The following is a 23,030-nucleotide window of genomic DNA, read 5'->3' on the forward strand; positions in this document are numbered from 1 at the left end:
CGTTTGGATCATCTGTGTTCCCCCTGAGTATCGATGGGACTATTATCGAAAGGGACCGCCGGGTTCATCAAGATCGCCGTCGCGTTGCCTAACACCTCAAAAACGTTTCTAAGCCTGATTTTCGCCAGCATTGCCTGTTTCGCGTCAGCCCCGCTGCAGGCGCAAAACTTTGTGCAGGACACCGTCACGGACTTTGAGAACAGCGAGTTTATCTTCCCGCGCAGCAATTCCAACGCACCGTTCATCCCCATCGCCTTTCTCGGCGCCCGCAGCTACAGCGAAGCGCAGATAGAGAGCGCTCCCAGAAACCAAACGCTGGACTTTACGCAGCAGGGAGCTTCGGCGGGGGCCGGTGTGCCTTTTGTAGTCGGCAAGCGCGATGCGGTTGTGGTTGGCGGTTATCTCAGCAGCAATCGCTTTGAGACAGAGAACGACGAAACCGAAGATTTTCGGGTAGATACCGTGGGCATGCCTGTTGGCTGGTTCCGACAGGTGAACGCCGAGTGGCAAGCCGCCGCCTTTGTGATGCCCCTAGGTCATAGGAGCACGCAGGAAAACTCAAACTGGACTCTGCAGACAATGGGCGGCGTGTTCGCGCGCTATACGCAAAACGAACAGCTCTGGTGGGCTTTTGGTGTGTTCGGCGACGACAACCCGAACGACAGCTATGTGATCCCCTACCTCGGGGCCAGCTGGGTCATTAACCCCCAATGGACGCTCAGTGCCATCATGCCCTGGCCGGCCATTGTTTATTCGCCCACTACCGACTGGATGTTTCGTCTTGGCGCCTCACATTCTGGCGCTGCATGGAGCCTGCAGCCCGGCAACAATGATGTCGCGGTAAGCCTGGATGCCTGGGATTTTGGCCTAAGTGCTGAGCGGCGACTCCATAAAAACATCTGGCTTGAGGCGCGGACGGGTATTGGCGGGCTTCGTGGCTTTCGCTTTAACAGTGACAGCGGCCAAGTCGAGGACCCTGAGATCAGGGTCGGCTCCAGTGGCTTCTTTGCACTATCCCTTAAGCTAAGACCGGCGATGCTGCCTTAAACATCGCCGGTCTTTCTTACTCTCTATGGTCCGCTCCCTCAGTTCCTACGCGGCGCTGGCAGCCAGCGCCTGATCCAGATCCGCGATGATGTCATCCACGTGCTCGATGCCAATAGACAGGCGCACCATACTCTCGCTAACCCCCGCGGACGCCAGCTCTTCGGCGTTAAGCTGCCGGTGCGTGGTACTTGCCGGATGACAGGCCAGGGACTTCGCATCCCCGATGTTCACCAGTCGCAGGATTAACTGCAGCGCATCGATAAACCGCGCCCCCGCTTCATGGCCACCCTCGAGCTCAAAACTGATGATGCCGGAGGCGCGGCCGCCGCAGATTTTCTGGCAGGTTTCCGCATAGGGACTGTCCGGCAGGGTCGCGTAGTTGACCTTGGTGACCGCGGAATGGCCCAGAAGATAGTCCGCGACCTTCTCGGCATTTTCGCAGTGACGCTCCATGCGCAGGGCCAGGGTCTCCAGACCCTGCATAATCAAGAAGGCACTGTGAGGCGCTAACGCCGCGCCGGTGTTACGCAGCGGCACCACGCGGCAGCGGCCGATAAACGCCGCAGGGCCCAGGGCCTCGGTATACACGACGCCATGATAGGAGGGATCTGGCGTGTTCATCACGGCAAAACGCTCGGGCTGCGCCGCCCAGTCGAACTTGCCTGAATCCACGATGGCGCCACCGATGGTGGTGCCGTGGCCGCCAATGTACTTGGTGAGCGAATGCACGGCGATATCCGCACCGTGATCAAACACCCGACACAGAACCGGCGTGGCCACGGTGTTGTCGACAATCAACGGCACACCCGCGGCGTGGGCAATATCCGCCCAGCGCTGAATATCGACAATATTGCCCGCAGGGTTGCCGATGGACTCGCAAAACAGCGCCCGGGTGTTGTCGTCAATAAGCGCGGCGACGGCGTCAAAATCGTCCGCTTCGGCAAAACGCACCTCGATGCCCTGCCGGGGAAAAGTGTGGGCAAACAGATTGTAGGTGCCGCCGTAGAGCTGGGAGGTGCTCACGATATTGTTGCCGGCCTCGGTGATAGCCTCGATGGCATAGCGGATCGCGGCCATACCGGACGCCACGCTCAGGGCCCCAACACCTCCTTCCAACTGCGCCAGGCGCTCCTCGAGCACCCCGTTGGTGGGATTCATGATGCGGCTGTATATATTGCCCGGCACGGCCAGATTGAACAGGTCAGCACCGTGCTGTGTGTCATCAAAAGTGAAGGACGTGGTCTGGTAGATGGGCGTCGTCGCGGCGCGAGTGTTGCCGCGGTCGCCCTCGTAGCCTGCGTGCAGGGCAATAGTTTCGGGTTTCATAGTATGTGTCTCGTCGTTACTGAATGTATTTAGCGGGAATTCGAAGGCGCCTCGATGGCCCGGCGGCCGGGGGCTATCCTGGGCGAGCGGAGCACTGAATTGCAATAGGGAATTACCGAAGGGGACTGCTATAATTTTTTACAACACAGCCAAAGGAAACATCCATATGCGCGCCGCGCGTCTCATTATCATCGGTTTGACCCTGGTCTCCCTCAGCGCTCAGGCCCAGTTTGCCGGCCCCGGCGTGCAGCGGGCAGGCAAATGGGAAACCACCTTCGGGCTGTATCTCACCGGCTCGGAGAGCAGCGACGGCCTCAATGAGTCCTCGGTAGACATAGACAGCGGCTATGGCCTGGCATTCAGCGCGGGCTACAACTTCACCCAGAATCTTGCGCTGCGCTTTGACGGTGCCTGGTCCCGGGCGGATTACGACGCGGTGCTTGATACCGAAGACGAGGGCCTGGTCGAGATCAACCATCGTCTCTCGGCATTTACCGGCCAGTTCAACGGCGTGTGGAATGTGTTGGACGGCCCCTTCACACCGTATCTTCAGGCCGGCATCGGCTGGACCTATCTGGATTCCAACGTGGCCGACGGACCACCGAGCACCGGCTGCTGGTGGGATCCCTGGTGGGGCTACATCTGCAGCAACTTTTACTCCACCTATGCTGAGACGAATTTCAGCTGGAACATCGGCGCAGGACTGCGCTACGAATTTGGCCGCGGCATGTTTGTTCGCGGTGGCTGGGAACAGACAACGATTGACGGTGGACAGGGCGTTGACCCGAGCTTCGATGCTTTTCGCGCCGAGCTGGGCTGGCAGTTTTAAAACGCCATAGCAACGGCGTGACAATTTTGACGCAGAGGGTAGAGATCCATGGATAGAAAGTTCTGGGTGATCATGGGGATCGCTTTCACAGCAGGTCTGGTCTCAGCTTTTATCGTACCCTCGTTTGCGGCAGCCGCGGATGAGCGAAGCACGGGCTCAAAGGCAAACCCACTTAAGGGCATGACTTCTGTGGAGGCCAGCAAGGGCCTCGATCTGCCCAAGGGGGCTAATGGTGATGACGTTGCCAAGGGACGCTACCTGGTGAATTTGCTGGGCTGCGCGAGCTGTCACACCGATGGCGCACTCATCGGCAAACCGGACCCGAGTAAAACTCTCGCAGGCTCCACCATCGGGATCGCCTATAGCAACCCTATGGTCAACAATTACCCGGGTGCCGTTTATCCCCCCAATCTCACGCCAGATAAAGAGACGGGGTTAGGCGACTGGACCCTTGATGACATAGTCACCCTGCTTCGCAGTGGCAAAACCCGCCACGGTCGTCAAACCATGGCCATCATGCCCTGGACAAGCTACGCCCAACTAAACAATGAAGATGCGCGCGCCATTGGCAGCTACCTACTGTCGCTGGAGCCCGTGAAGAACAAAGTCCCCCAGCAGGTGAAGCCAGGCACGCCGGCAAACACACCGCTGGTGCACGTGGGACTGTATCGAAGCCGCTGATCTGGGACTCCTTATAAGACTGTTTATAAGACTTTTTATAAGATAAGGGTCTTCTGATAACTCATCTCGCGGATGGCGTACTTCACCCCTTCGCGACCGATACCACTGTCTTTGACGCCGCCAAAGGGAAAGTGCTCTGCACGAAAGCCCGGTCCGTCGTTGGTGGCTAAAAGTCCCACGTCCAGTTCATCAAAGAGCCGTCGCATCACACGAATGTCCTGGGTAAACACACCCGCCTGAAGACCATAGGGCGAGGCATTCACCAGTGCGATCACCTCATCAAGATCATCAAACTGCCGCAGCGGCAGCACGGGCCCGAAGGTCTCCTCGGCCACCAGGGTCGCATCATCGGGCACCTGCTCGATCACCGTGGGCCACAGGAGATTCCCCTCGCGTTTATGACCGCAGGCGAGCACCGCTCCCCGGGACAGGGCCTCCTCAATCCGTCCGCTGATTTCGTCGGCGGCCTGAGCGTGAATCACCGGGCCGACGAAGGTCTCCTCCAAACTCGGGTTCCCCACCGCGAGCGCCCGGGTTTTCTCTACCAGCGCATCCCGGAAACCCGCGTAAACCTCGCGGTGCACAAATACCCGCTTGGTCGCGGTACAGCGCTGTCCGGCGGTGGCGAAGCGCTGATTGATGGCAGACGCAACCGCCCCGTCGATGTCGGCATCGGGCATGATGATCAGCGGATCATTACCGCCAAGCTCCAAAAGGAGTTTTTTGAACCCCGCTGCCTGGGCAATAGCGTGAGCAGCCGCAGTACCCCCGGTAAAGTTAATCGCCTTGATTTGCGGATGGGCCACCAGCTCCGCCATGGCCGGTACATCAGGTATGCACAGCTGCAGCGTCTCACAGGGCATCCCCGCCTCATAGCACAGCTCCACCAGACGCCGCGCCGATGCAGTATTTTGCGGACCGGGCTTGAACAGCACCGTGTTGCCCGCAGCAAAGGCCGGCCCGAGCTTGTGCATGGCGATGTTCAGCGGGAAGTTAAAGGGCGTGATGCACAGCACTGTACCCAGGGGTCGCCATAGCACCACGCCGATGCGCTCCCGAGTCGGTGGATAGGCATCAGAATCCAACGCCTCACCGGCGATCTGCCGGGCCTCCTCGGCGGAGGCGATGGTGGTATTGATTGCCCGATCCAGTTCCACCCGGGCATCGGAGATCGTCTTGCCGACTTCTGCGGTGACCAGCGCGGCAAGCTCTTCCCGGTGCGCTTTGAGCAACCCTGCCAGCCGCCTCAGAATTTCCGCACGCTCATGAGCAGATAGCTTGCGCTGTACCGCTTCGCCGCGACGCAGGATTGCCAGGCTTTCGGCAACCGCCTCGCCGTCTGCGTAAACATACTCCCCCAGACATTCGTCATTCCAGGGATTGATAACCGAGTAAGTTGTCATGGGCTGTGCTCTCACCATCGGGTTGATGTCGTTACTTCTATTGTCGACGCTTAGTCCATAAAAAAACCAGCGCCGGCGCCGGGGGATTTTTAAGGCAGGTCTCCGCCCAAACCTTGTGTTGCTCGCCACAGCCGGTATGGTCGTGACTCCAGTGCCAGAGATTCGTTCATGAGTCAGTCCATTGATGCCACCGTCGAAGCCCTTATCAAACCCTTCGCCGATGGCCTGGCGTCTTTTATTTTTTACGAGGTTCCCATTGCCGGCATACCCGTTCCCTGGATTGTGCTGTGGCTCGCCGTGGCCGCGAGTTTTTTTACCGTGTACCTGGGCTTCCTCAATGTTCGCGCATTCCCCCTTGCGGTAAAAATCATCCGCGGGGACTATCACGACCCCGACGCGCCGGGAGAAATTTCCCACTTCCGCGCGGTAGCCACTGCGGTATCCGGCACCGTCGGCATCGGTAACATCGGTGGCGTGGCTGTGGCAATCAGCATCGGCGGTCCCGGCGCAGCTCTCTGGCTGGTGGTGGCGGGCCTGCTGTCCATGAGCACCAAGCTCGTGGAATGCACCCTGGGCGTGAAGTATCGCCGGCACAATCCCGATGGCTCGGTCTCCGGCGGCCCCATGTACTACCTGGAGTACTGGCTGAGCGTCCGCGCGTGGCCAAAGCTCGGCAAGGCCCTGGGGGCCTTTTATGCCGCCAGCCTCATGATCGGCTGCCTGGGCATCGGCAATATGTTTCAGTCGAACCAGGCCTACGTGCAGTTTGTGAATATCAGCGGCGGCGATCAGAGCTTCTTTGCCGACAAGGGCTGGCTGTTTGGCATCGGTATCGCCGTACTGGTAGGGCTGGTGATCATCGGCGGGATACGCACCATTGCCGGTTTTGCGGCCAAGGTGGTCCCGGCCATGGCACTGCTCTACGTGGTCTCAGCGTTGGTGATTATTCTATTGAGCTATGCCGAAATCCCCCAGGCCCTGAGTCTGATCGTCAGCACCGCCTTCACCTGGGAGAGCGCCACCGGGGGTATGATCGGCGCCATGATCGTGGGTTTTCAGCGCGCACTGTTTTCCAACGAAGCGGGTATCGGCTCGGCATCCATTGCCCACTCGGCGGTACAAACCGATGAACCCGCCTCCGAGGGCCTGGTCTCACTGCTGGAGCCGTTTATCGATACGGTGGTCATATGCACCCTGAGCTCTCTGGTGATTGTTGTAACCGCGTTCCCTAACGGTTTGATGGACAGCGGCCTGGAAGGTATCGCACTCACCTCCGCTGCCTTTGCCCATCACGTGAGCTGGGCGCCCTACCCCCTCGCCGTGGCAGCCCTGTTGTTTGCGTTCTCCACCGCGGTGTCCTGGAGTTACTACGGCCTCAAAGCCTGCACTTATCTGATGGGTGAGGGCGCGGTGGTGCAGAACACCTTCAAATTCGTCTTTTGCGGATTTTTAGCCCTGGGCTGCATGATTCAATTGGAGTCGGTGCTCGCCTTCTCGGATGCCATGGTGTTTCTCATTGCCGTGCCGAACATCATCGGCCTGTATCTGTTTGCTCCCGAGGTTAAAGCTGATGTCGCGCGCTTCCGCCAGGGCATTGCCAACGGCCGCATAACGCCCTACGAAGCAGAGTGATCCGGCGCGCGACTGCGCAGCCTGAGTACCACCACCAACGCAAAAAAGGCGGTACCGGCAAAAGCCAAAGGAAAGCCGGCAACATCGGCCACGGTGCCTACCAGGACCGCCCCCACCGCTGGCGTCCCCATGGCCACGACCGCCCAGAGGCTCATCACCCGACCGCGGTAATTTTCATCCACGATAAGCTGTGTAAGTGCCTGACAACCGGTACCGATGGTCGTGGTGCAGCCGGCAATCAAGCCGATGGCGAGGGTGGTGATCCACAGCTCCCGCCAGAGCCCGGCGCTCATTGCCGTCATGGCCGAAAGCGAGAGCCCAAGAAGAACAATGTGATAAAGCCGTCGCAGATGACCGCTCTGCCTCGACAAGAGCAACCCTCCCAGAATCGAACCGGTGCCTGCCGCAGCGGTGAGTGTTGCAAGAGTTGCCGAATCGCCGGCGAGCAACTTCCCTGAGACCGCAGGCAGCAATTCGATCACCGTGCGTCCCAACATGCCGCTGGCCAAAGTCAGCAAAAAAACCTGGCGAAGCATCGTATCGCGGCGCAGATACCCAAGCCCTGCGCGCAGCTGGGCAATAAAGGGCGCTCTCTCTTCAGTGCTCTCTTCCCGCTCGGTGCCCTTAACCCGCGTCAGCAGTAGCACAGCACCGATGCAGATCAACGCCGCGGTGGCGAAAGCTGCGGGCACGGATGAGACCACCAGCAGCCATGCACCCAGGGCAGGCCCGATGATGCGCGAAGTGTTGAAGATGATCGCCGAATAACCGATGGCACTCGGCAGCGCCTCGCGCTCCACCAGTCGCGGCAAAAACGCCAGGCGGATCGGTGTGTGAGCCGAAGTCACCGCACCAAAAGCGAGGGCCAGCACGGCCAGGGCCGGCAGCTCCAACAACCCCAGGGTAGCGGTGATGGCCGCAAGGGCCGAGAGGAGCCCCGCAAGGCTGATGGTCACCAACAGCCCGTTACGGGGGTTGATGCGATCGGCAGTAATCCCAAAAACCGGCGTCAGCAAAAAGGTCGGCACAAGCATGAGCCCGGCAATAGTACCTACCCAAAAGGCCGAGCCGGCTAGTTCCCAGGCCGCCCAGCCAAACAGAAAACGGATGATCCAGGTGCCCAGGGTCGAGAGGCAGGTGGAGGGAAAATAACGACGAAAACGCGGTTCACGAAAAGCCGAGCGATGCCCGGCCTTATCGCTGTCTAGCTCTGTGGTCGCTGTTGCGATGGGCTATGTTACTCCGGCGGCTTAAACAGTAGCGTCATAGGGCTGAACTCATAAGTGCCGGCAGCGGCTGTGGCATCACAATCGGCGAAACAAGAGAAAACGGGGGCACAGGTCCCAGTATACCCGCTGGACCCGATCCCCGGTTCCCCTTATTGTGCGCAGCTTCCCGACCATTCCTCTTACCAACAGGATCCGCTATGAACAGCTTCGAAAACACCGTGGGATTTATCACTGGCGGCGCCGCCGGCATCGGCCTTGGCGTGGGACGCGCGCTGGGACTCAAGGGCATGACCCTGGTGCTGGCCGATGTGGAAGCCGACACGCTGGACAAGGCAGCGGAAGAGCTGCGTGCTGAGGGCATCACGGTACACACCGAAGTGCTCGATGTGCGAGACGCCGACGCCTATCGCGAGGTTGCCGAGCGCACCCTGGCCACCCACGGCAAAGTGAATTTCCTGTTTAACAATGCTGGCGTGGGTGGCGGTCACGCCCCCGCGGGGGAGACACCGTTACAGGACTGGCGCTGGGTGGTGGACGTTAACCTGCTGGGCGTGGTGTACGGGGTCGAGTTCTTTCTGCCGGCCATGCGCGCATCGGGCGAGCCCTGTTACGTCATCAACACGGCTTCTCTCGCGGGTCACATTGCAAACCCCGGCATGGGGGCTTACTGCGCCACCAAATTCGCTGTCGTCGGCTACTCCGAAACCATGCGCCAGGAACTCGCCGAATCGAACATCGAAATCTCAGTGCTCTGCCCCGCGTGGGTAAAAACCCGCATAGCCCAGAGCCGTCGCAACCACCCTGATGCCAGCGAAGCGGCTCAGGCCGCCGGCGATCAGGATGGCATGAACATGATCGACGAAATCATTGCCAATGAGGGCATCAGCGTTGAGGCTCTCGCCGAGCGCGTGGTGAACGGTATGGCCTCGGGCACCTTTTACCTGTTCACCCACCCGGATTTCTGGCCGATGATGAAAGAGCGCCTTGGCCGCATTACAGCCGATTACAACGAAGTCATGCCCGGCTAGGATCACGGCGTAGGGCATGGGGGGCTTAAAGGACCAGGCACGGCAACACCGAAATACCGTCACCGCCGGAGTCATCTTTGGCGTCATCGTCGGACTCTGTGGGGGCGTAGTAGTGGCGCTGTTCTACAAATCCCCGAGCGAGCCGCCACCCTCTCCCCTGGCGGCCAGTGACTGCGCCGACGTCCGCATTAATGCCTCGGGGTCGAGGGAAGCGTTTTCTATTCGTGTGGAGTCCGAGGGCATCACGCTCAACCGGGCACTGGAAAAAAAGATTGCCGTGGGCACGACGCAAACCTACAAGCAGTGGCAGGACTGGTTGGGGGACGCCGCCCTGAGGCAATCGCAGATCAATATCCGATTTTTAGGGGACGCCCGGCGCTTCAGAGAAATTTATGGCAAACCCAATGGTGAGGAATGGACCACCACGGGCTTCTATCGCATGCGCAGTAACGAGGCCCTGATCCTCTACACGCCGGCCTTTCGCGCCAGCGCCCTGGGCAACGCCTTTCATGAAATCTCCCACCTCATCACCGCGCGCCATCTTGGCGCCACACCGCCATGGCTCAACGAGGGACTGGCAGAACACTATGAGTCCCTGGATGTGGCTGGCACCAACACACGTTTCAAAGCCAACGAGGCTCACCTTCGTTTGTTGCAGCGCAAAGGCGTAGTGGGGGTAAAAACACTCACGACCTTGTCACAGCAGGAATGGATGGCCGAAGACGCCGAGAGACGCTACGCCAGTGCCTGGGCGCTGATCGCATTCCTCATGGATACCCCCGACGGCGCGCAGACGCTCAGGGGCACCGTTCGTGAAGCCTACGCCGGCCGCTGTGGAGCGCGACGGGACCTGGGAAAAACCCTGGAGGATTATCCGGGGGGAACAGCATCCCTGAAGGATGACTGGCGGGCCTGGCTGCATCGCCGCTATGCGACGCTCCCCCGGACCCGGGCAATCACCGCAGGTGGTTCTTCTTTGTAACCAGCCGCGGGCGCTACAGCACCGTAAAGGACACACCCGCGTGATCCTGGAGGCGCTTGCGCAGGGGCTCCCCCATCACCGGCGCTGCGGTAAAGCATCCCCCGTGGCCTTTTGGGGTTTGCGCCAGACAGATGGCCGCCTCGGCAATCATCTTGGAGGTGGAGCCGTAGCCGGGGTCGCGATCCCCGTACACCTGCACCGTTACGCTGTCGCCGTTTTCGTTGCTGCCAACGTAGAGCATGTCGTAGAAACCGGCCTCGCGCTCCTCCTTGCTGGGACCCTCGCCGGGCTTGAGCGTCATGTCCAGTGCCATGTCGCCGCCGGCGGCATCGGGCTTGCTCTCTCCCAAAAGAATCATCTCGTCATACACCAGGTCGCTGCCGTAGGCATGACCCAGCAACTGATTGGAGCGGTGCACGTTCTTGGTGTTGATGGAGGCCATGATGAAGGGGCCGGACCAGTTGTTGAGATCCTCCTCAAAGATCATTTCGTTACCCGGAGGCTGCTCCGGCCCGGTGAAACCATCAGTGAGCACAAAGGGATTGATGAGATCAGCAAATAGTGCGGGATCCGCCTTGATAGAGGCCATGGTGCCTTTAAAGGACGCCACGGTTCCGCCGGAGGCCGTGCCTTGCATGGCCTTTACGCGACATTTGACCCGGGGCAAGGGGGCGCCGAACTTCGCGTTAGCCACCTGTTGCAAAAGGTGCACGCCAAGATCCGAGGGCAATGAGTCAAAACCACAGGAGAAGACAATGCGTGCACCGCTGGCGCGGGCCTTTTCATCATTGGCCGCGATCATGTCCTTCATCCACAGGGGTTCGCCATTGAGGTCAACGTAGTCCGTACCCAGGCGGGCGCAGGCGTCCACCATGTTGCTGCCGTACTGCTGGTAGGGACCGGCGGCGCTGAGCAGGACCCGCGTTGAACCTGCCAGTTTGTCGAGGCTCCCCTGATCATCGCTGTCGGCGACCAATAACGGGACGCTGCTGTCGACCCCCAACTCATCGCGTACCTGCTCCAGCTTGGCGCTGTTTCGACCCGCCATGGCCCAGCGAAACTCAGGCTCATCGCCGTAGCTCTGATGGAGGTATTCGCAAATGAGCTTGCCGGTAAAACCGGTGGCGCCAAAGACCACAATGTCAAAATCTCGGGTGTCCGTCATGCGGGGGCATCCTTTGTTTGGGAGTTATTAGGAAGAACTCAAAGACTAGACGGGAAAGCCCGGCCGGGCAACCGACGGAGGTGCTCTCACTCCCGCTAGCTATCCGTCGTCCCCGCCCGTTTCGCATCATTGATCCACGCCTGGGCAAAGCGGGAGAAACGGAGCATTTGCTCTGCGATCACCGTATCCAGCGTTTCGATGGCCACCTCTCCCCGGTCACTGGCAACGGTCACCACGATAGCCGCCTCTTCGCCGGAACCGTTCCACTCAAAAGCAGGGTCAGACACGTAGCGCGGGGGCATATCCGCAACGAGCGCCAGATCGAGATCTTTGCCCGCGTCGACGCTTTCTTTCGTCAGCTCATTGCGCACCGTTAAGTCGTCAAACTCCGGCACCGGTTCGCCACTGGCGACGGCGGCCAGAATCACGTTATCCCAGGACTTCTCTTCAAGCGCTTTTTGGACCCGCTGATACTGATAGGACTCCAGCACTCCGTGACGGTTGGACACCAACTGAATGGCTTCTTCGGTCTTTCCCCGAAGCACCGTCCAGATACCTTTGAGGGTGCCGACGCCCGGTAGAGGGTGAGCGTGATAAGGCTGCGTGAGGTCCCCGATGTAATGGAGCCCCCAGCCGGCAAAGCGCCAGCCCCAATAGTCGTGACCGGTCTCAAAGGCAAAACGGGACAGCGCACGGAACAGCGACACCCGCCATTCAGGATAGGTGCGCAGCAAATCCGGCTGGGCTTTTCGCGTCACCCAGTCCAGGTGATAAAAGCCCATGTGAAACGGCGCCTGGGAGCTGTATTCGAGGTTGGGATTGCCAAAGGGCTGATCCCCAAACCCATACTGAGACCCAAAGTCCGTGTCGTTATCCGCAAAGAGACCGATATCCATACCAAAGTCCGGTTCATCACTGCCACTCGCCAGCACATGCGCCGGCGCCACCCGATCACCGCTCTGAAGCGCGATATAGACGATGGAATCGTGGGACACCCCGCCGTCGAGAAAACTCAGATCGGCAAAGCGCTGCGCTTTGGAGCGAGGAACGGAAGGGTCTTCCACTGTGGTTTGCCGATAGAGTGGATAGGCAAGCTCAGGGTTCACCCGGATAGCGCGCAGAAAGACGTCACGCAAATCGTGGGCGTCTGCGGAAAACGCCAAAGCATCGGGACGGGGCGCGTAATGGGGCATGGTCTCCCGGGACATCGCCTCATGGCGGTCCAATACGTCTACCAGGCCGGACGCCTCTGCCTGCAAAAACGCATCGAGAGACTCGGCCTCCAGGGAGGCCTCCAGGAGCTCTGGCTGACTTCGCACCAGCGGCCACAGGAGGCTTGCATGATCAGACCAGGCCCAGACGGGGCTGGTGAGCAGGGAACACAGAAAAAGGACAAACCAGAGTCGCATGAGAGAACCACATATCCGGGAATTCGACAGAAGGCCGATCATACGCGCAGTGAGGCTTCGGCGCAGGCTTCCCTTTAACGCTAAAGCCTTCGATAGGCCTGCTACCTGGCCTAAAGGGTATTGACTTTCATTATCATTGGGAAAATAATCCCAACCATGAAAGATGATGCTCAAACAGCGCTGATCCGCGCAATTCTGAGGCTTCTCAAGCCTCTTGCCCGCGTCATGCTCCATCACGGTATGGCCTATGGATCATTCGCAGAACTGGCCCGTAAAGCCTTCGTGGATGAGAGTCTGGATCAGCTGCAACGCTCGGGCAAACGCGGCAGCATTTCCAGCGTTGCCGCCATGACCGGCCTGACCCGAAAAGAGGCGTCCCGGCTGGCTACTCTCGATGTGGACTCCGGGCTGGAAAGTGACCGTCGCTACAACCGAGCGGTTCGCGTCATCACGGCCTGGACCGTAGACCCGCGCTTTTTGGACGACAAAGGCGAACCGGCGGTGCTTGCAATCCAGGGCACTAACGGCTTCGAAGCGCTGGTCAAAGACTATTCGGGCGATGTGCCGGTGGCCGCAATGCTCTCGGCACTGGAGGACAGCGGAACCGTCGCCAGCACCAACGGCGGCGTACAGCTACTGGATCGCGCCTATCTTCCGACGCAAACACCCGCCGCAAGCCTGGATATTCTGGGCAGTGATGTGGCCGAGCTCATCACCACGATCGACCACAACCTGACGCATCCAAAATCGGAACGCGTCTTCCAGCGAAAAGTATCCAATGGCAGCGTTTCAGAGGCTGCCCTTGGGGCCTTCCGGCAGCTATCGACTCAAAAGTCGCAGGAACTGCTGGAGGAGTATCACGCCTGGCTGGTCGAACATGAGATTGCATCCGAAACACACGATGCCGACGAAAACACCGAAAAACACCGATACGTGTCCGTGGGTATCTATTACTACGACGACACGCTGCACGAGGACCTGACACCATGAAACCGACCTTTAGTCCATGCATTGCAAGAAAAACCCTGTCCCTGCTCACTGCCGGGAGCCTTTTGTGCCTCTCTGCATGCGGCGGCGGTGGCGGTGGAGGCGATCTCGTTGCCCGAGTTACCGGCGGCGACGGGGGCGGGATCGGCGGAACTGGCTTCTCGGGTAGCGGCACCATCAATGGCACCGGCAGTATCTTTGTGAATGGCATACGCTTTGACGTAGACGAAGCCGAAATCTTCGTTGATGGGGAACCGGCCAGCGAAGATCAGTTGGGCCTCGGCATGGTCGTGAGCCTGTCTGGCAGCGTGAACGATGACGGCATCAACGGCGTTGCCGATCGGGTCGACTACACTCCGGAAATACTGGGCCCCGTTGCCAGCATTGAACTCAACACCGACAACACCAGCGCACGCCTGAGCATTTTAGGCCAGAGCGTCATCATCGAACGCACCAGCACGGTTTTTGAGGACAGTAGTTTTGACAGTATTGTCGTAGGAGATCTGGTCGAGGTATCCGGCTACATCGACGACGAGGGGCGCCTGCGGGCAACCCGATTAGAGGGCGACAAGACGGCTGACGACGAGGTAACGGTCAGCGGCGCAATCAGCAACCTCGTTGACCAGACCTTCATCATTGGCAAGCAGCCCGTCGACGCCAGTAACGCCGTCCTTGACGACATATCAACGAGCACAGGCCTCAGCAACGGTCTCATCGTAAAGGTAGAGGGCGAACTGGTAGACGGCGTAATTGTCGCGAGCGAAATCGAAGGGAACGACCGGTCTGCGGTCTTGCAAGTTGATGACCAGGTCACAGTGGAAGGGGTCGTTGCGGCTTTTGATGGCGGCACTGAATTCCGCATTGGCGACCTGCTCATCGATACCAGCGCCCTTGGCACCCAAGGCAGCCCTGCTCTGCGCAATGGCCTCATAGTCGAGGTCAGCGGCACCTGGAACGGCGAGCGCATCATCGCCTCAGGGATCAGTGAACGTCGCGGACGTATCAAGATAGAAGCGCCCCTGGCGGAGGTGAGCGACACATCGATAACCTTTAGCTTCGCCGGAGAGACAATCACGGTGGCGGTCGACAACAGAACGCTGTTTGATGACGACCGTGATGACATCGAGTATCTCAAGATCAGCGATCTGGCCATTGGCGACTATCTTGAGGTGGAAGCTCTCGACAACGGCGGCAGTTTGTTGGCGACGCGGGTTGATCGGGATGACGACGATGATGAAAGCGAGCTTCAGGCGTCGGTGCAGAGCTTTGTCGAGAATGTCAGCGTCACCCTGCTGGGGGTAACCTTTGATGTTACCCAGGCAGAGTTTGAAAACTCCGGTGACGACGACATCAGCAGCGCGTTATTTTTTGCCAACCTCAACACGGGCGCCCTCATCAAAGTCAGTGATGACAATCCTGCCGACGGGTTTGCGGAGGAAGTGGAGTTCGAATTCGCCACGGCATTGGACGGGGAGCGGGAGTTTAGCGACGATGACGAGGAGCGTCTGGGCAACGATGAAATTCCGGACAATATCCTGGCGTATATCAGCGCCAACTTCCCCAACGCCGACATTGCCTTTAGCGAGCGGGACGCCGACGATAATGAAATTGAGGTATATCTCGCCAACGGTACCGAACTGGTTTTCGATCTGGACGGCAACTTCCTGGAGTCCGAATTAGAGGACGATGATTCGGATGATTCGGATGATTCCGATGACTCAGACGACTCAGACGACTCAGACGACTCAGATGATTCCGGTGATTCCGATGATTCCGATGCTTCTGACGACTCCGATGACTCCGATGACTCAGACGATTCCGATGACTCCGACGATTCCGATGACTCCGATGACTCAGATGATTCTGACGACTCCGATGACTCCGATGACTCCGATGACTCCGATGACTCTCCGGCTACGACCGGGTAAATGGTCAGCCCGCTGATTCTTCAGACTTAAGGTTTGGCGTGGCCGAAGCAGCTCAAAAAAAGCCTGGGGTGTACGCTCCAGGCTTTTTTCATCGGCCAACAGTCCCCTCTTCAAGCACCGGCATCACCCAGTAACAAAAGTGATCCCGGCTGGCTACATCCTTGAGCAGCTGCAAGAGATCCTTGCGGGTTTCTTCGTCGCATAGCACTTCAAAACGGTCATAATCGTCCTAGCCCTGAACCTGCTCCCCGAAAGAGCCAGCGAGCGGAAAGTCGCAAACAGAATGATGACAATGAGCAGCCACATACGTGGCACCAGGGTCATGAGCGGGGTGAGCTCACGCTGATGATTTTCGCCCCCCAAAAAAAGCGCAGCGCGCACTCCGGGGGCAGGGTCACCACCTCGGACTATCATTGCTTCGCTCCGCACACAAATCCGTCTATGTCACGTCCCTGCACACTGACAATCAGCGTGGCCCTGGCTGCAAAGTGAGCAATAAGCATGCGAAGCAATGACTGTGCGGGTGGATGAGGAGATGAATAATTTGCGAGGAATATGCAGCAAGTATTGACGACTCGAGGTAGACCAGGGGTTAGCTGTTGTGGCATTGTTTGAGGGTCTTACCGAGCGCGCCGCAGGCACGGTCGGTCCTGTTGTAACCTTCGATAAATCCACTGATGCTTAAGTAACAAGGCGGCTGCCGGTGGTCGCCTAAGGAACGATCCGCCTAATATGCAGTTTCTCTCGAAGCCCCTGCCTTACGTCAGGGCTATGATATGGTTTTGGCCACTGGTTTTGTTCGCCGGCTGCGGCTCCGGTAGCGACAGCCATCAGGGTTCTTCCGTCTCGCCGGTGCCAGCGCCCGGCATCAGTGAGCCTGAGGTTGACCGCCGCAGCGTATTGGAGGGCGGGCCATACGGCACGGTTGAATTCAAGCTACTGGATAAGCAGAGCAATGCGCGCGAAGAATCTGCGCCGGCCTTCGGGCTCTTTGATCCGTCCCAGGTCTTCACTAAAGGCCTCGATTTCCGCAATCAGTTCGTGTTCCCCTTCGGAGGCTACCTCACCACCCTGGGTGACAACCTGCATCGCTCGGGCAATACGCGAACCAATGAGCCGGTGGAGGCCGTTCTGCGTCTTTACCCGAACACAGGGTTGCTAACGAACCTTGTCGGGCAGGGCGAAGCCGTGCTGACCCTGACCCCGGTGGCCCTGACGGGTGACGGTGGCATCGAATGCTTTGTCAGGCTTGAGGAAGATGCGCTGGCGATGCAGTTATTTGAGCGCGATGGTAGCTGTATCGATGTCACCTTGACGATTGAAGAGTTGAGAGAAAATTTCAACGGTGTCGAATTCATCTTTGATCTAGGTGAGTTTACTGAAGCCTCGAGTCTGTCGTTGACCGCTGACTTTTCCCTTGAGGTTCCCGGAGGCAGTGCCGCTGGTGTGGTGCAGTCAAACACCGGCGCGGCAGAGCTGAACCTATCGGTGAACGAGGCGGTTGCGGTTGATCTGCCACCTAATGTTTACGCCAGCGGCGTGTTCCTGCCTACCCTCGACGGCTTTGGCTTCAGCAACCTGGGCGACGGATCCTATGATATCTTTTCAAAGGAGCTGATTGCCCGGCAATACGGCAAGGAGGTGGTCTGCTTCATCGAGAATGGCAGCTGCAAGGCGCTCAACCCCTACGGCCTCTTTCTCGTTTCGACCCTAGATCCGCACAACGCATCGAATGGTCTCTGCAACGGCATGGCTGTGGCGGCGACCATGCTAGCCAATGGCATCGAGCCTTTCCCGGACTCGGGAAAAACTCTGCCGGCAGATTACAACCCGCTTGCCGCCCGTACGATCGACCTCAACTATGGTGACGTACGTGAACTCATCGCGTCCAAGCAGATCGGACAACGCCGTGACGCGGTCGTTGACCGCAGAAACGCATGCATGGGGCTAAAGCCCACAGAGGTAATGGCTGAAATCGAGGCCCGCTTCAACACCGACGACCCCATCGCCGTCCTGTCTATCAGCACCCTTGCGGGAGAGGGAGGGCACGCAGTCACCCCTTACGCACTCAGTGCCGAAGGCGGGAACATCCGTCGCATTTATGTTTATGACAACAACAACCCCTCCGACATGAACCGTTTCATCGAGGTTGACATTACGCCGGGGAAAGAGACCTGGCAATATCGAGCGGCTACCAACGCCAGCGGTGAGGTGTATGCTTACGAAGGGATGGAGGCAACCAACTCTATGTGCCCTCAGCCCGTGTCTCTCTACACTGCGGACGACGTACTGACTCAACCCCCGGGCACCGTACAGTTTATCGATTTAACGGGGGTCAATGCCCAGGTCGCGGACAGCGAAGGGAGAGCCTCCGGCGCCGATTTTGAAGCGCTCGTCAACATTAATGAAATCCCCGGTGCCACGCTGCAGACGCTAACTGGGAGTAATCTGCTGACTATTTCAGGACTGTCGCCAGGCCCAGAGCCCGCTGACTTCGATGGCGAGAAGCTGCGAGAATACCTAAACAATTCTTATGTAATCACGGCGCAGCCGGTCACCGAAAAGGCAGCCAGCGAGCTGAAGTTTCTTCAGAGTTCACTCATCGACAGCCGCGTGACCTCCGCATATGTCGGCAAGCTCGTACCCCAACAACCCTTGTCTATGGACACACGTCAGGTGTTTCGATCTGACGCTGCCGCTCGCTTTATTGCCGTCGAAAAGCCCCCGGCGGGCACGTTCCTGATCAAGGCGTTTACCACCGACAACGAACTCCAGATCGGCCACATTGCCACTGTACAGATTGTTACGTCTGACTTGGGGGTCAATGATTCCGTCGGCGTGTTCGTGGCTGACGACGGCACTCGTTATGTGGTGTTCAGTTATGATGCAGCGACTGGTGGAGGTTTTACGAAGCTCGAGCAAGGCGTTGATTACGAACTTAACCTTGACAGCCTCGATGTGGCCACCATCCCCTTCGGTTGAGGCGTTGCCGTTAAAAGGTTAAGCAATCAATGGATCTAGCCTGGTACATCAAGTCGTTCATCACCCTCCTGGTGGTGGTCGATCCTATCGGTTCTGTCCCCGTTTTTATCCACGCCACTGCATCGGTGCCTGAGAAGCTCCATCGCGCGTTTGCGCTGCGAGGCGTCGCGATAGCCGCTGGCGTGCTGCTCTTCTTCCTTGTTTGTGGGCAATTGCTGCTTGAGGGTCTTGGGCTTCGGTTAGGGTCCTTCCAAGTTGCGGGTGGCATAATCCTCTTTCTTTTTGCACTACAGATGATGTTTGGCGAGTCAAAGGCTGCGACCGAGATCAACGAGTACGACATGGACAAGGGAGAGCATCTTCAGGGTGCTGCGTTTCCGCTGGCCATGCCGTCCATTGCCAGCCCTGGCGCGATTCTCGCTATAGTTGTGCTGACTGACAACCATATGGTTTCACTTAGTGAACAGGCAATGATTGCGGCACTGCTGGCAATCGTTTTACTGCTGTCCCTGGGCCTGTTATTGATCGCAGGGAGGATAATCAGCATCATCGGCACGACCGGCGCTAGCGTGATCAGTCGGGTGGCGGGCCTGATCCTCGCAACGATTGCGCTGGATTCCGTTTTCGTGGGTCTAGACCATCTGGGGCTGATTGCACTCAAGGGCGGTTGACAGGACTAGTCGGGCCATGGAGCCATGGAGCCATGGAGAGCAGGGTAGGCGTTCTCCCCGTTGGAGTTTCTATAGCGTAACTTATCGACGGCTTTTCGTAGGTGCAGCGCCGAAAACGAAGGTCTTGTTAGGGTAGTGTCATGAGAAAACCTGGTACCTTTTAAATCTTCCTGTTTTAAATGCTGTTACCGTTTTTCTTATGTCCAGATATTTCCTCGTAAAACTCACTACTCCACTTGGTACGACTTCAGTTCTACAGACTTAGAGATCGATGCAGCACCCCATCACCAGACAGCGAAGAGCCTGGCCCTGTTTATGGGCATGCCCTTGGTCTTGGTAACGCCACCTATGAACGCCATCGCCCAGAGCAAACTCTGCTCTTTTCATTGACCCACAGTCCCATCTTCAAGCACCGGCATCACCCAGTAACGAAAGTGATCCCGACCGGCTACATCCTTGAGCGCCTGGAAGAGGTCCCTGCGGGTTTCTTCGTCGCAAAGTACTTCGAAGCGCTCGTAGTCACCGTAACCCTGCACGAGCTCCCGGCGATTTAACTGGCTGTGAGCACGACTGAATCCCGCCGCATCGGTCACCGAAAAACCACTCACCGCCTCCATGGACATCAACGCGTCTACCACGTCGTCCCGTCGCGGTTGAGGTACCAGGAGAACCAGTAGTGCATCACCGTTCATGAGCGCCACCTCGCCAACTGCTGATAGGCAATGGGTAAAATATACAGCGTGGTCAGCGTTGAACTGAGCAGCCCCCCAATCACCACAATCGCCAGGGGGCGCTGCAGCTCGGCGCCGGGGCCGGTAGCAAACACCAGGGGTAATAAACCAAACAGTGCTGTGGATGCGGTCATCAGGATGGGCCTCAGACGCTGGGCGGCACCGCTTACCACGCGCTCGCCGATATCCATAAGCTGGTTCGCGTTCTGCTCGAAGTAGCTCACCATAACCACGCCGTTGAGCACCGCCACGCCCAGCAGGGCAATAAGTCCCACACTCGCCGGCACCGAGAGATACTCCCCGCTTATATACAGCGCGGCGATGCCGCCCATCAACGCAAAGGGCACGTTGGCCAGAATCATCCCCGCCAACGCCAAGGAGCGAAAGGTCGCAAACAGAATGATCACGATCAGTAGCAGCATCAGGGGCACCAGAGTCATGAGCCGGGTGAGCGCACGTTGCTGGTTCTCAAACTCACCCCCAAAGCGCAGGGAGTAACCCGGGGGCAGAGTCACCGCTTCTGACAGTCGCCGCTGTGCCTCGCGCACAAAACCGTCGATGTCACGCCCCTGCACATTGAGGCTGAGGGCAGCATAACGGCTCCCCTGCTCACGCTCGATGAGCACGGGGCCGGGCGCTTTGGTGATAGATGCCATGGCACCGACCGTCGCCACGCTGCCATCGGGCAGTTGCAACGGCGTGTCAGCCAATCCCGCCTCACTGCCGGGACGCTCGTCGGTGGACCTCGCCAGCATCACGGGAATGCGCTTGGCACCTTCCACGATGGTGCCCACGCGTTCACCCTCAAACTGGCTCCGCAAAAAAGCCACAAAGCCATCGGCATCCAATCCGGCAGGTGCCGCCAGCTCAGATCGCAATTTCAGATTCAGGAATGCATCGCTGGCCGCAAGCGAGGGCTGGAGATCCACGGCACCCGTTATCCCCCCAACCTCTGCCGTAATCTGATCGAGGATCACGCCCAGGGTTTGCAGGTTATCGCCAAATACTTTGATGGATACATCGCCGGTGCTGCCGGTGAGCATTTCGGACACCCGCATCTGAATCGGCTGGGTAAAACCAAAGGACATCCCCGGAAACTCCTCGACCACCTCGCGTACCGCTGCAATAAGCGCAGGCTTGCCACCGGGCCGCCACTCATCCGTGGGCGCAAGCTGCATAAAAATATCGGTTTCGTTCAGGCTCATGGGATCCAGGCCCAGTTCGTCGGAGCCCGTGCGCGCCACCACCTGGCGGATTTCCGGCACCCGCTCGCGCATGGCAATCTCCATTTGACGGTCAATGTCGATGGAAGCGGCCAGGGAGATAGAAGGTGACTTCTCCGTCTGAACAATAATGTCACCCTCATCCATCACCGGCATAAACGTGCGTCCGATCTGGCTGAACAGTAAGCCGCTGATCACCAGCAACAGCAGGGCTATAAAGGCCGGGATCAAGGGTTTGTCCAGCGCGAGGCGCAAAGAACCGGCGTAACGCGTTTTCAGAAACTCCACAAAGCGCGGCGGTACCGCTCCGGCGGTACCCAACACCGCGCTGGCCAGCACCGGCACCACGGTAAAGGCAAACACCAATGCCGCGAGCATGGCAAACACGATGGTCAGCGCGACCGGGCTAAAGAGCTTGCCCTCGAGCCCCTGGAGCGCCAGCAGGGGTGAGAACACAATCAACACAATGATCGTACCGGCCAGCACCGGTGTGGCCACTTCACGCACGGCGCGATACACAATATGTGCTTTTGGCAAGGGTGAATTTGCGGCGAGACGTGAGAGCACGTTCTCCACCACGACCACCGAGGCATCCACCAGCATCCCGATGGCGATCACCAGACCCCCGAGGCTCATGAGGTTCGCCGTTATCCCCGTAAGGGACATGAGTAAAAAGGTGACCAATGCCGCCATGGGCAAGGAGAACGCGACGATCAGCGCCGCGCGGATGTTCCCCAGAAACAAGGCGAGCAGGATCCCCACCAGCACCACCGCCTGTAACAGCGCCAGAGACATGGTGCCCACCGCGCTTTCGATAAGCTGCGCCCGGTCATAGAACACGTTCAGGGTAGAACCAGCCGGCAGACTGCGTTCGACCTCCGAGAGACGCGCCTTGACCGCGGCCACGACGTCGCCGGTGTTACTGCCGCGCAGGGCGACTACCAGGCCTTCGGTGGTTTCTTCACCGTCGCGGGTCACCGCACCGTAGCGAGTCAGGTGGCTCGTCTCCACGCGGGCCAGCTGCCCCAGGGTGACCGCGTCTCCCCCGGCGCTCTTCACAACGAGCCTGCGCAGGGCATCGATATCCGCAAGGCGTGCTTCGCTGCGCACAATAAGGGCATCACTGCCCTGCTCCAGGCGCCCTACCCCGGCATTTCGATTGTTGCCCTCAATGGCACGGCGCAGCTGCGCGTTATCCACGCCCGCGACGCGCATGCGCTCAGGATCCGGTGTGATCTGCATACTGCGCACATGACCGCCGAGCACGTTCACATCCGCGACCCCCGCCACGGTGCGCAGGGCCGGCCGAACCACCCAATCCAACAGCTCCCGCCGCTCCCACAGCTCAAGATTCGGATTTTCCAGACTGAACATGAATATCTCTGACAGCGGCGTGCTCATGGGCGCCAGCCCGCCGTCGGTACCTTCGGGCAGGCTCCCCATCAGACCCGCCAGACGCTCGCTCACCTGCTGCCGCGCCCAATAGATATCGGTGCCCTCGGTAAAATCCAGGGTGATATCGGTGATGGCGTACTTGGTGGTAGAACGCAGAATCTGCTGTCGGGGAATACCCAGTAGTTCTGTTTCCAGGGGATAGGTGACCGTGCGCTCTATTTCTTCGGCGGTCATCCCCGGTACCTTGAGGATGACCTTTACCTGGGTCGGCGAAATATCCGGAAAAGCATCAATGGGTAAGGAGCGCCAGGCCTGAAGCCCCGCCAGGGCCAGGGCAAAACTGAGCGCCGCGACAAACATACGCTGGGTTAGCGCAAAACTG

Annotated in this window: 17 protein-coding genes; 10 read left to right on the forward strand and 7 right to left on the reverse strand. The window is 58.8% G+C overall.

The features are described 5' to 3' along the window. Positions 1–33: 33 nt before the first annotated feature. The gene (locus ACTG3T_RS06170) at positions 34–1,047 is read left to right on the forward strand and encodes a DUF6268 family outer membrane beta-barrel protein (RefSeq protein WP_439101388.1); all 1,014 of its coding nucleotides are present in this window, start codon (positions 34–36) and stop codon (positions 1,045–1,047) included. Between the two features lie 45 nt (positions 1,048–1,092). On the opposite strand, the gene ACTG3T_RS06175 is transcribed toward ACTG3T_RS06170, so the two are convergent. Further along, entirely contained in the window at positions 1,093–2,373 is a 1,281-nt protein-coding gene (locus ACTG3T_RS06175) for an O-acetylhomoserine aminocarboxypropyltransferase/cysteine synthase family protein (RefSeq protein WP_439101389.1), read from the reverse strand. A 166-nt stretch (positions 2,374–2,539) separates the two neighbouring features. On the opposite strand from ACTG3T_RS06175, the gene ACTG3T_RS06180 reads away from it, so the two are divergent. Both ACTG3T_RS06180 and ACTG3T_RS06185 read left to right on the forward strand, forming a co-directional pair. Further along, positions 2,540–3,202, forward strand: a complete 663-nt coding sequence (locus tag ACTG3T_RS06180) for a porin family protein (RefSeq protein ID WP_439101390.1) — start codon at positions 2,540–2,542, stop codon at positions 3,200–3,202. Positions 3,203–3,250: 48 nt separating this feature from the next. Then, positions 3,251–3,883, forward strand: a complete 633-nt coding sequence (locus tag ACTG3T_RS06185) for a c-type cytochrome (protein WP_439101391.1) — start codon at positions 3,251–3,253, stop codon at positions 3,881–3,883. A gap of 35 nt (positions 3,884–3,918) precedes the next feature. Here the strand turns inward: ACTG3T_RS06185 and safD are convergent, their stop codons facing one another. Then, positions 3,919–5,286, reverse strand: coding sequence for a sulfoacetaldehyde dehydrogenase SafD (safD, locus tag ACTG3T_RS06190; RefSeq protein WP_439101392.1), 1,368 nt, complete (start codon positions 5,284–5,286; stop codon positions 3,919–3,921). 168 nt (positions 5,287–5,454) lie between these two features. Here safD and ACTG3T_RS06195 point away from each other — a divergent pair, with 168 nt between their 5' ends. Beyond that, positions 5,455–6,918 carry an alanine/glycine:cation symporter family protein gene (locus ACTG3T_RS06195; protein WP_439101393.1) on the forward strand — a complete coding sequence of 488 codons (1,464 nt, stop codon included), beginning with the start codon at positions 5,455–5,457 and terminating at the stop codon, positions 6,916–6,918. On the opposite strand, the gene ACTG3T_RS06200 is transcribed toward ACTG3T_RS06195, so the two are convergent. Continuing rightward, positions 6,903–8,147 (reverse strand): MFS transporter, encoded by a 1,245-nt coding sequence (locus ACTG3T_RS06200; protein WP_439101404.1) that lies wholly within the window; start codon positions 8,145–8,147, stop codon positions 6,903–6,905. The two genes, ACTG3T_RS06195 and ACTG3T_RS06200, sit on opposite strands and share 16 nt — an antisense overlap. Before the next feature lie 197 nt (positions 8,148–8,344). On the opposite strand from ACTG3T_RS06200, the gene ACTG3T_RS06205 reads away from it, so the two are divergent. Together ACTG3T_RS06205 and ACTG3T_RS06210 are read left to right on the forward strand one after the other, a co-directional pair. Further along, positions 8,345–9,175, forward strand: coding sequence for an SDR family NAD(P)-dependent oxidoreductase (locus ACTG3T_RS06205; RefSeq protein WP_439101394.1), 831 nt, complete (start codon positions 8,345–8,347; stop codon positions 9,173–9,175). Between the two features lie 16 nt (positions 9,176–9,191). Beyond that, positions 9,192–10,157, forward strand: a complete 966-nt coding sequence (locus ACTG3T_RS06210; protein WP_439101395.1) for a hypothetical protein — start codon at positions 9,192–9,194, stop codon at positions 10,155–10,157. A gap of 13 nt (positions 10,158–10,170) precedes the next feature. Here ACTG3T_RS06210 and ACTG3T_RS06215 read toward each other — a convergent pair whose 3' ends face one another. Together ACTG3T_RS06215 and ACTG3T_RS06220 are read right to left on the reverse strand one after the other, a co-directional pair. Then, positions 10,171–11,322, reverse strand: a complete 1,152-nt coding sequence (locus tag ACTG3T_RS06215) for a saccharopine dehydrogenase family protein (RefSeq protein WP_439101396.1) — start codon at positions 11,320–11,322, stop codon at positions 10,171–10,173. A gap of 95 nt (positions 11,323–11,417) precedes the next feature. Then, positions 11,418–12,731: a hypothetical protein gene (locus ACTG3T_RS06220; RefSeq protein WP_439101397.1), complete on the reverse strand. Its 1,314-nt coding sequence runs from the start codon at positions 12,729–12,731 to the stop codon at positions 11,418–11,420. A gap of 156 nt (positions 12,732–12,887) precedes the next feature. On the opposite strand from ACTG3T_RS06220, the gene ACTG3T_RS06225 reads away from it, so the two are divergent. The 4 genes from ACTG3T_RS06225 (at position 12,888) to ACTG3T_RS06240 (ending at position 19,299) form a co-directional block, all read left to right on the forward strand. Further along, positions 12,888–13,721: a DUF6502 family protein gene (locus ACTG3T_RS06225; protein WP_439101398.1), complete on the forward strand. Its 834-nt coding sequence runs from the start codon at positions 12,888–12,890 to the stop codon at positions 13,719–13,721. After that, the gene (locus ACTG3T_RS06230; protein WP_439101399.1) at positions 13,718–15,646 is read left to right on the forward strand and encodes a DUF5666 domain-containing protein; all 1,929 of its coding nucleotides are present in this window, start codon (positions 13,718–13,720) and stop codon (positions 15,644–15,646) included. The genes ACTG3T_RS06225 and ACTG3T_RS06230 overlap by 4 nt, the downstream gene beginning before the upstream one ends. Before the next feature lie 732 nt (positions 15,647–16,378). Continuing rightward, positions 16,379–18,628, forward strand: coding sequence for a hypothetical protein (locus ACTG3T_RS06235; protein WP_439101400.1), 2,250 nt, complete (start codon positions 16,379–16,381; stop codon positions 18,626–18,628). A gap of 29 nt (positions 18,629–18,657) precedes the next feature. Beyond that, complete coding sequence (locus tag ACTG3T_RS06240; protein WP_439101401.1) at positions 18,658–19,299, forward strand: MarC family protein; 642 nt, start codon at positions 18,658–18,660, stop codon at positions 19,297–19,299. Positions 19,300–19,682: 383 nt separating this feature from the next. Here ACTG3T_RS06240 and ACTG3T_RS06245 read toward each other — a convergent pair whose 3' ends face one another. Next, positions 19,683–19,991 carry a DUF3240 family protein gene (locus tag ACTG3T_RS06245; protein WP_439101402.1) on the reverse strand — a complete coding sequence of 103 codons (309 nt, stop codon included), beginning with the start codon at positions 19,989–19,991 and terminating at the stop codon, positions 19,683–19,685. Beyond that, positions 19,988–23,030 (reverse strand): efflux RND transporter permease subunit (locus ACTG3T_RS06250; RefSeq protein WP_439101403.1); only part of this gene is annotated, 3,043 nt, incomplete at its 5' end. The genes ACTG3T_RS06245 and ACTG3T_RS06250, both read right to left, overlap by 4 nt.

It is taken from the genome of Congregibacter sp. (assembly GCF_965660375.1).
Classification (GTDB): domain Bacteria; phylum Pseudomonadota; class Gammaproteobacteria; order Pseudomonadales; family Halieaceae; genus Congregibacter.

Coding starts and splice junctions, on each gene's coding strand:
- ACTG3T_RS06205 (WP_439101394.1), top strand. CDS start 8,345: ATGAACAGCTTCGAAAACACCGTGGGATTTATCACTGGCGGCGCCGCC.
- ACTG3T_RS06175 (WP_439101389.1), bottom strand. CDS start 2,373: ATGAAACCCGAAACTATTGCCCTGCACGCAGGCTACGAGGGCGACCGC.
- ACTG3T_RS06210 (WP_439101395.1), top strand. CDS start 9,192: ATGGGGGGCTTAAAGGACCAGGCACGGCAACACCGAAATACCGTCACC.
- ACTG3T_RS06170 (WP_439101388.1), top strand. CDS start 34: ATGGGACTATTATCGAAAGGGACCGCCGGGTTCATCAAGATCGCCGTC.
- ACTG3T_RS06220 (WP_439101397.1), bottom strand. CDS start 12,731: ATGCGACTCTGGTTTGTCCTTTTTCTGTGTTCCCTGCTCACCAGCCCC.
- safD (WP_439101392.1), bottom strand. CDS start 5,286: ATGACAACTTACTCGGTTATCAATCCCTGGAATGACGAATGTCTGGGG.
- ACTG3T_RS06240 (WP_439101401.1), top strand. CDS start 18,658: ATGGATCTAGCCTGGTACATCAAGTCGTTCATCACCCTCCTGGTGGTG.
- ACTG3T_RS06230 (WP_439101399.1), top strand. CDS start 13,718: ATGAAACCGACCTTTAGTCCATGCATTGCAAGAAAAACCCTGTCCCTG.
- ACTG3T_RS06180 (WP_439101390.1), top strand. CDS start 2,540: ATGCGCGCCGCGCGTCTCATTATCATCGGTTTGACCCTGGTCTCCCTC.
- ACTG3T_RS06235 (WP_439101400.1), top strand. CDS start 16,379: ATGCAGTTTCTCTCGAAGCCCCTGCCTTACGTCAGGGCTATGATATGG.
- ACTG3T_RS06225 (WP_439101398.1), top strand. CDS start 12,888: ATGAAAGATGATGCTCAAACAGCGCTGATCCGCGCAATTCTGAGGCTT.
- ACTG3T_RS06215 (WP_439101396.1), bottom strand. CDS start 11,322: ATGACGGACACCCGAGATTTTGACATTGTGGTCTTTGGCGCCACCGGT.
- ACTG3T_RS06195 (WP_439101393.1), top strand. CDS start 5,455: ATGAGTCAGTCCATTGATGCCACCGTCGAAGCCCTTATCAAACCCTTC.
- ACTG3T_RS06185 (WP_439101391.1), top strand. CDS start 3,251: ATGGATAGAAAGTTCTGGGTGATCATGGGGATCGCTTTCACAGCAGGT.
- ACTG3T_RS06245 (WP_439101402.1), bottom strand. CDS start 19,991: ATGAACGGTGATGCACTACTGGTTCTCCTGGTACCTCAACCGCGACGG.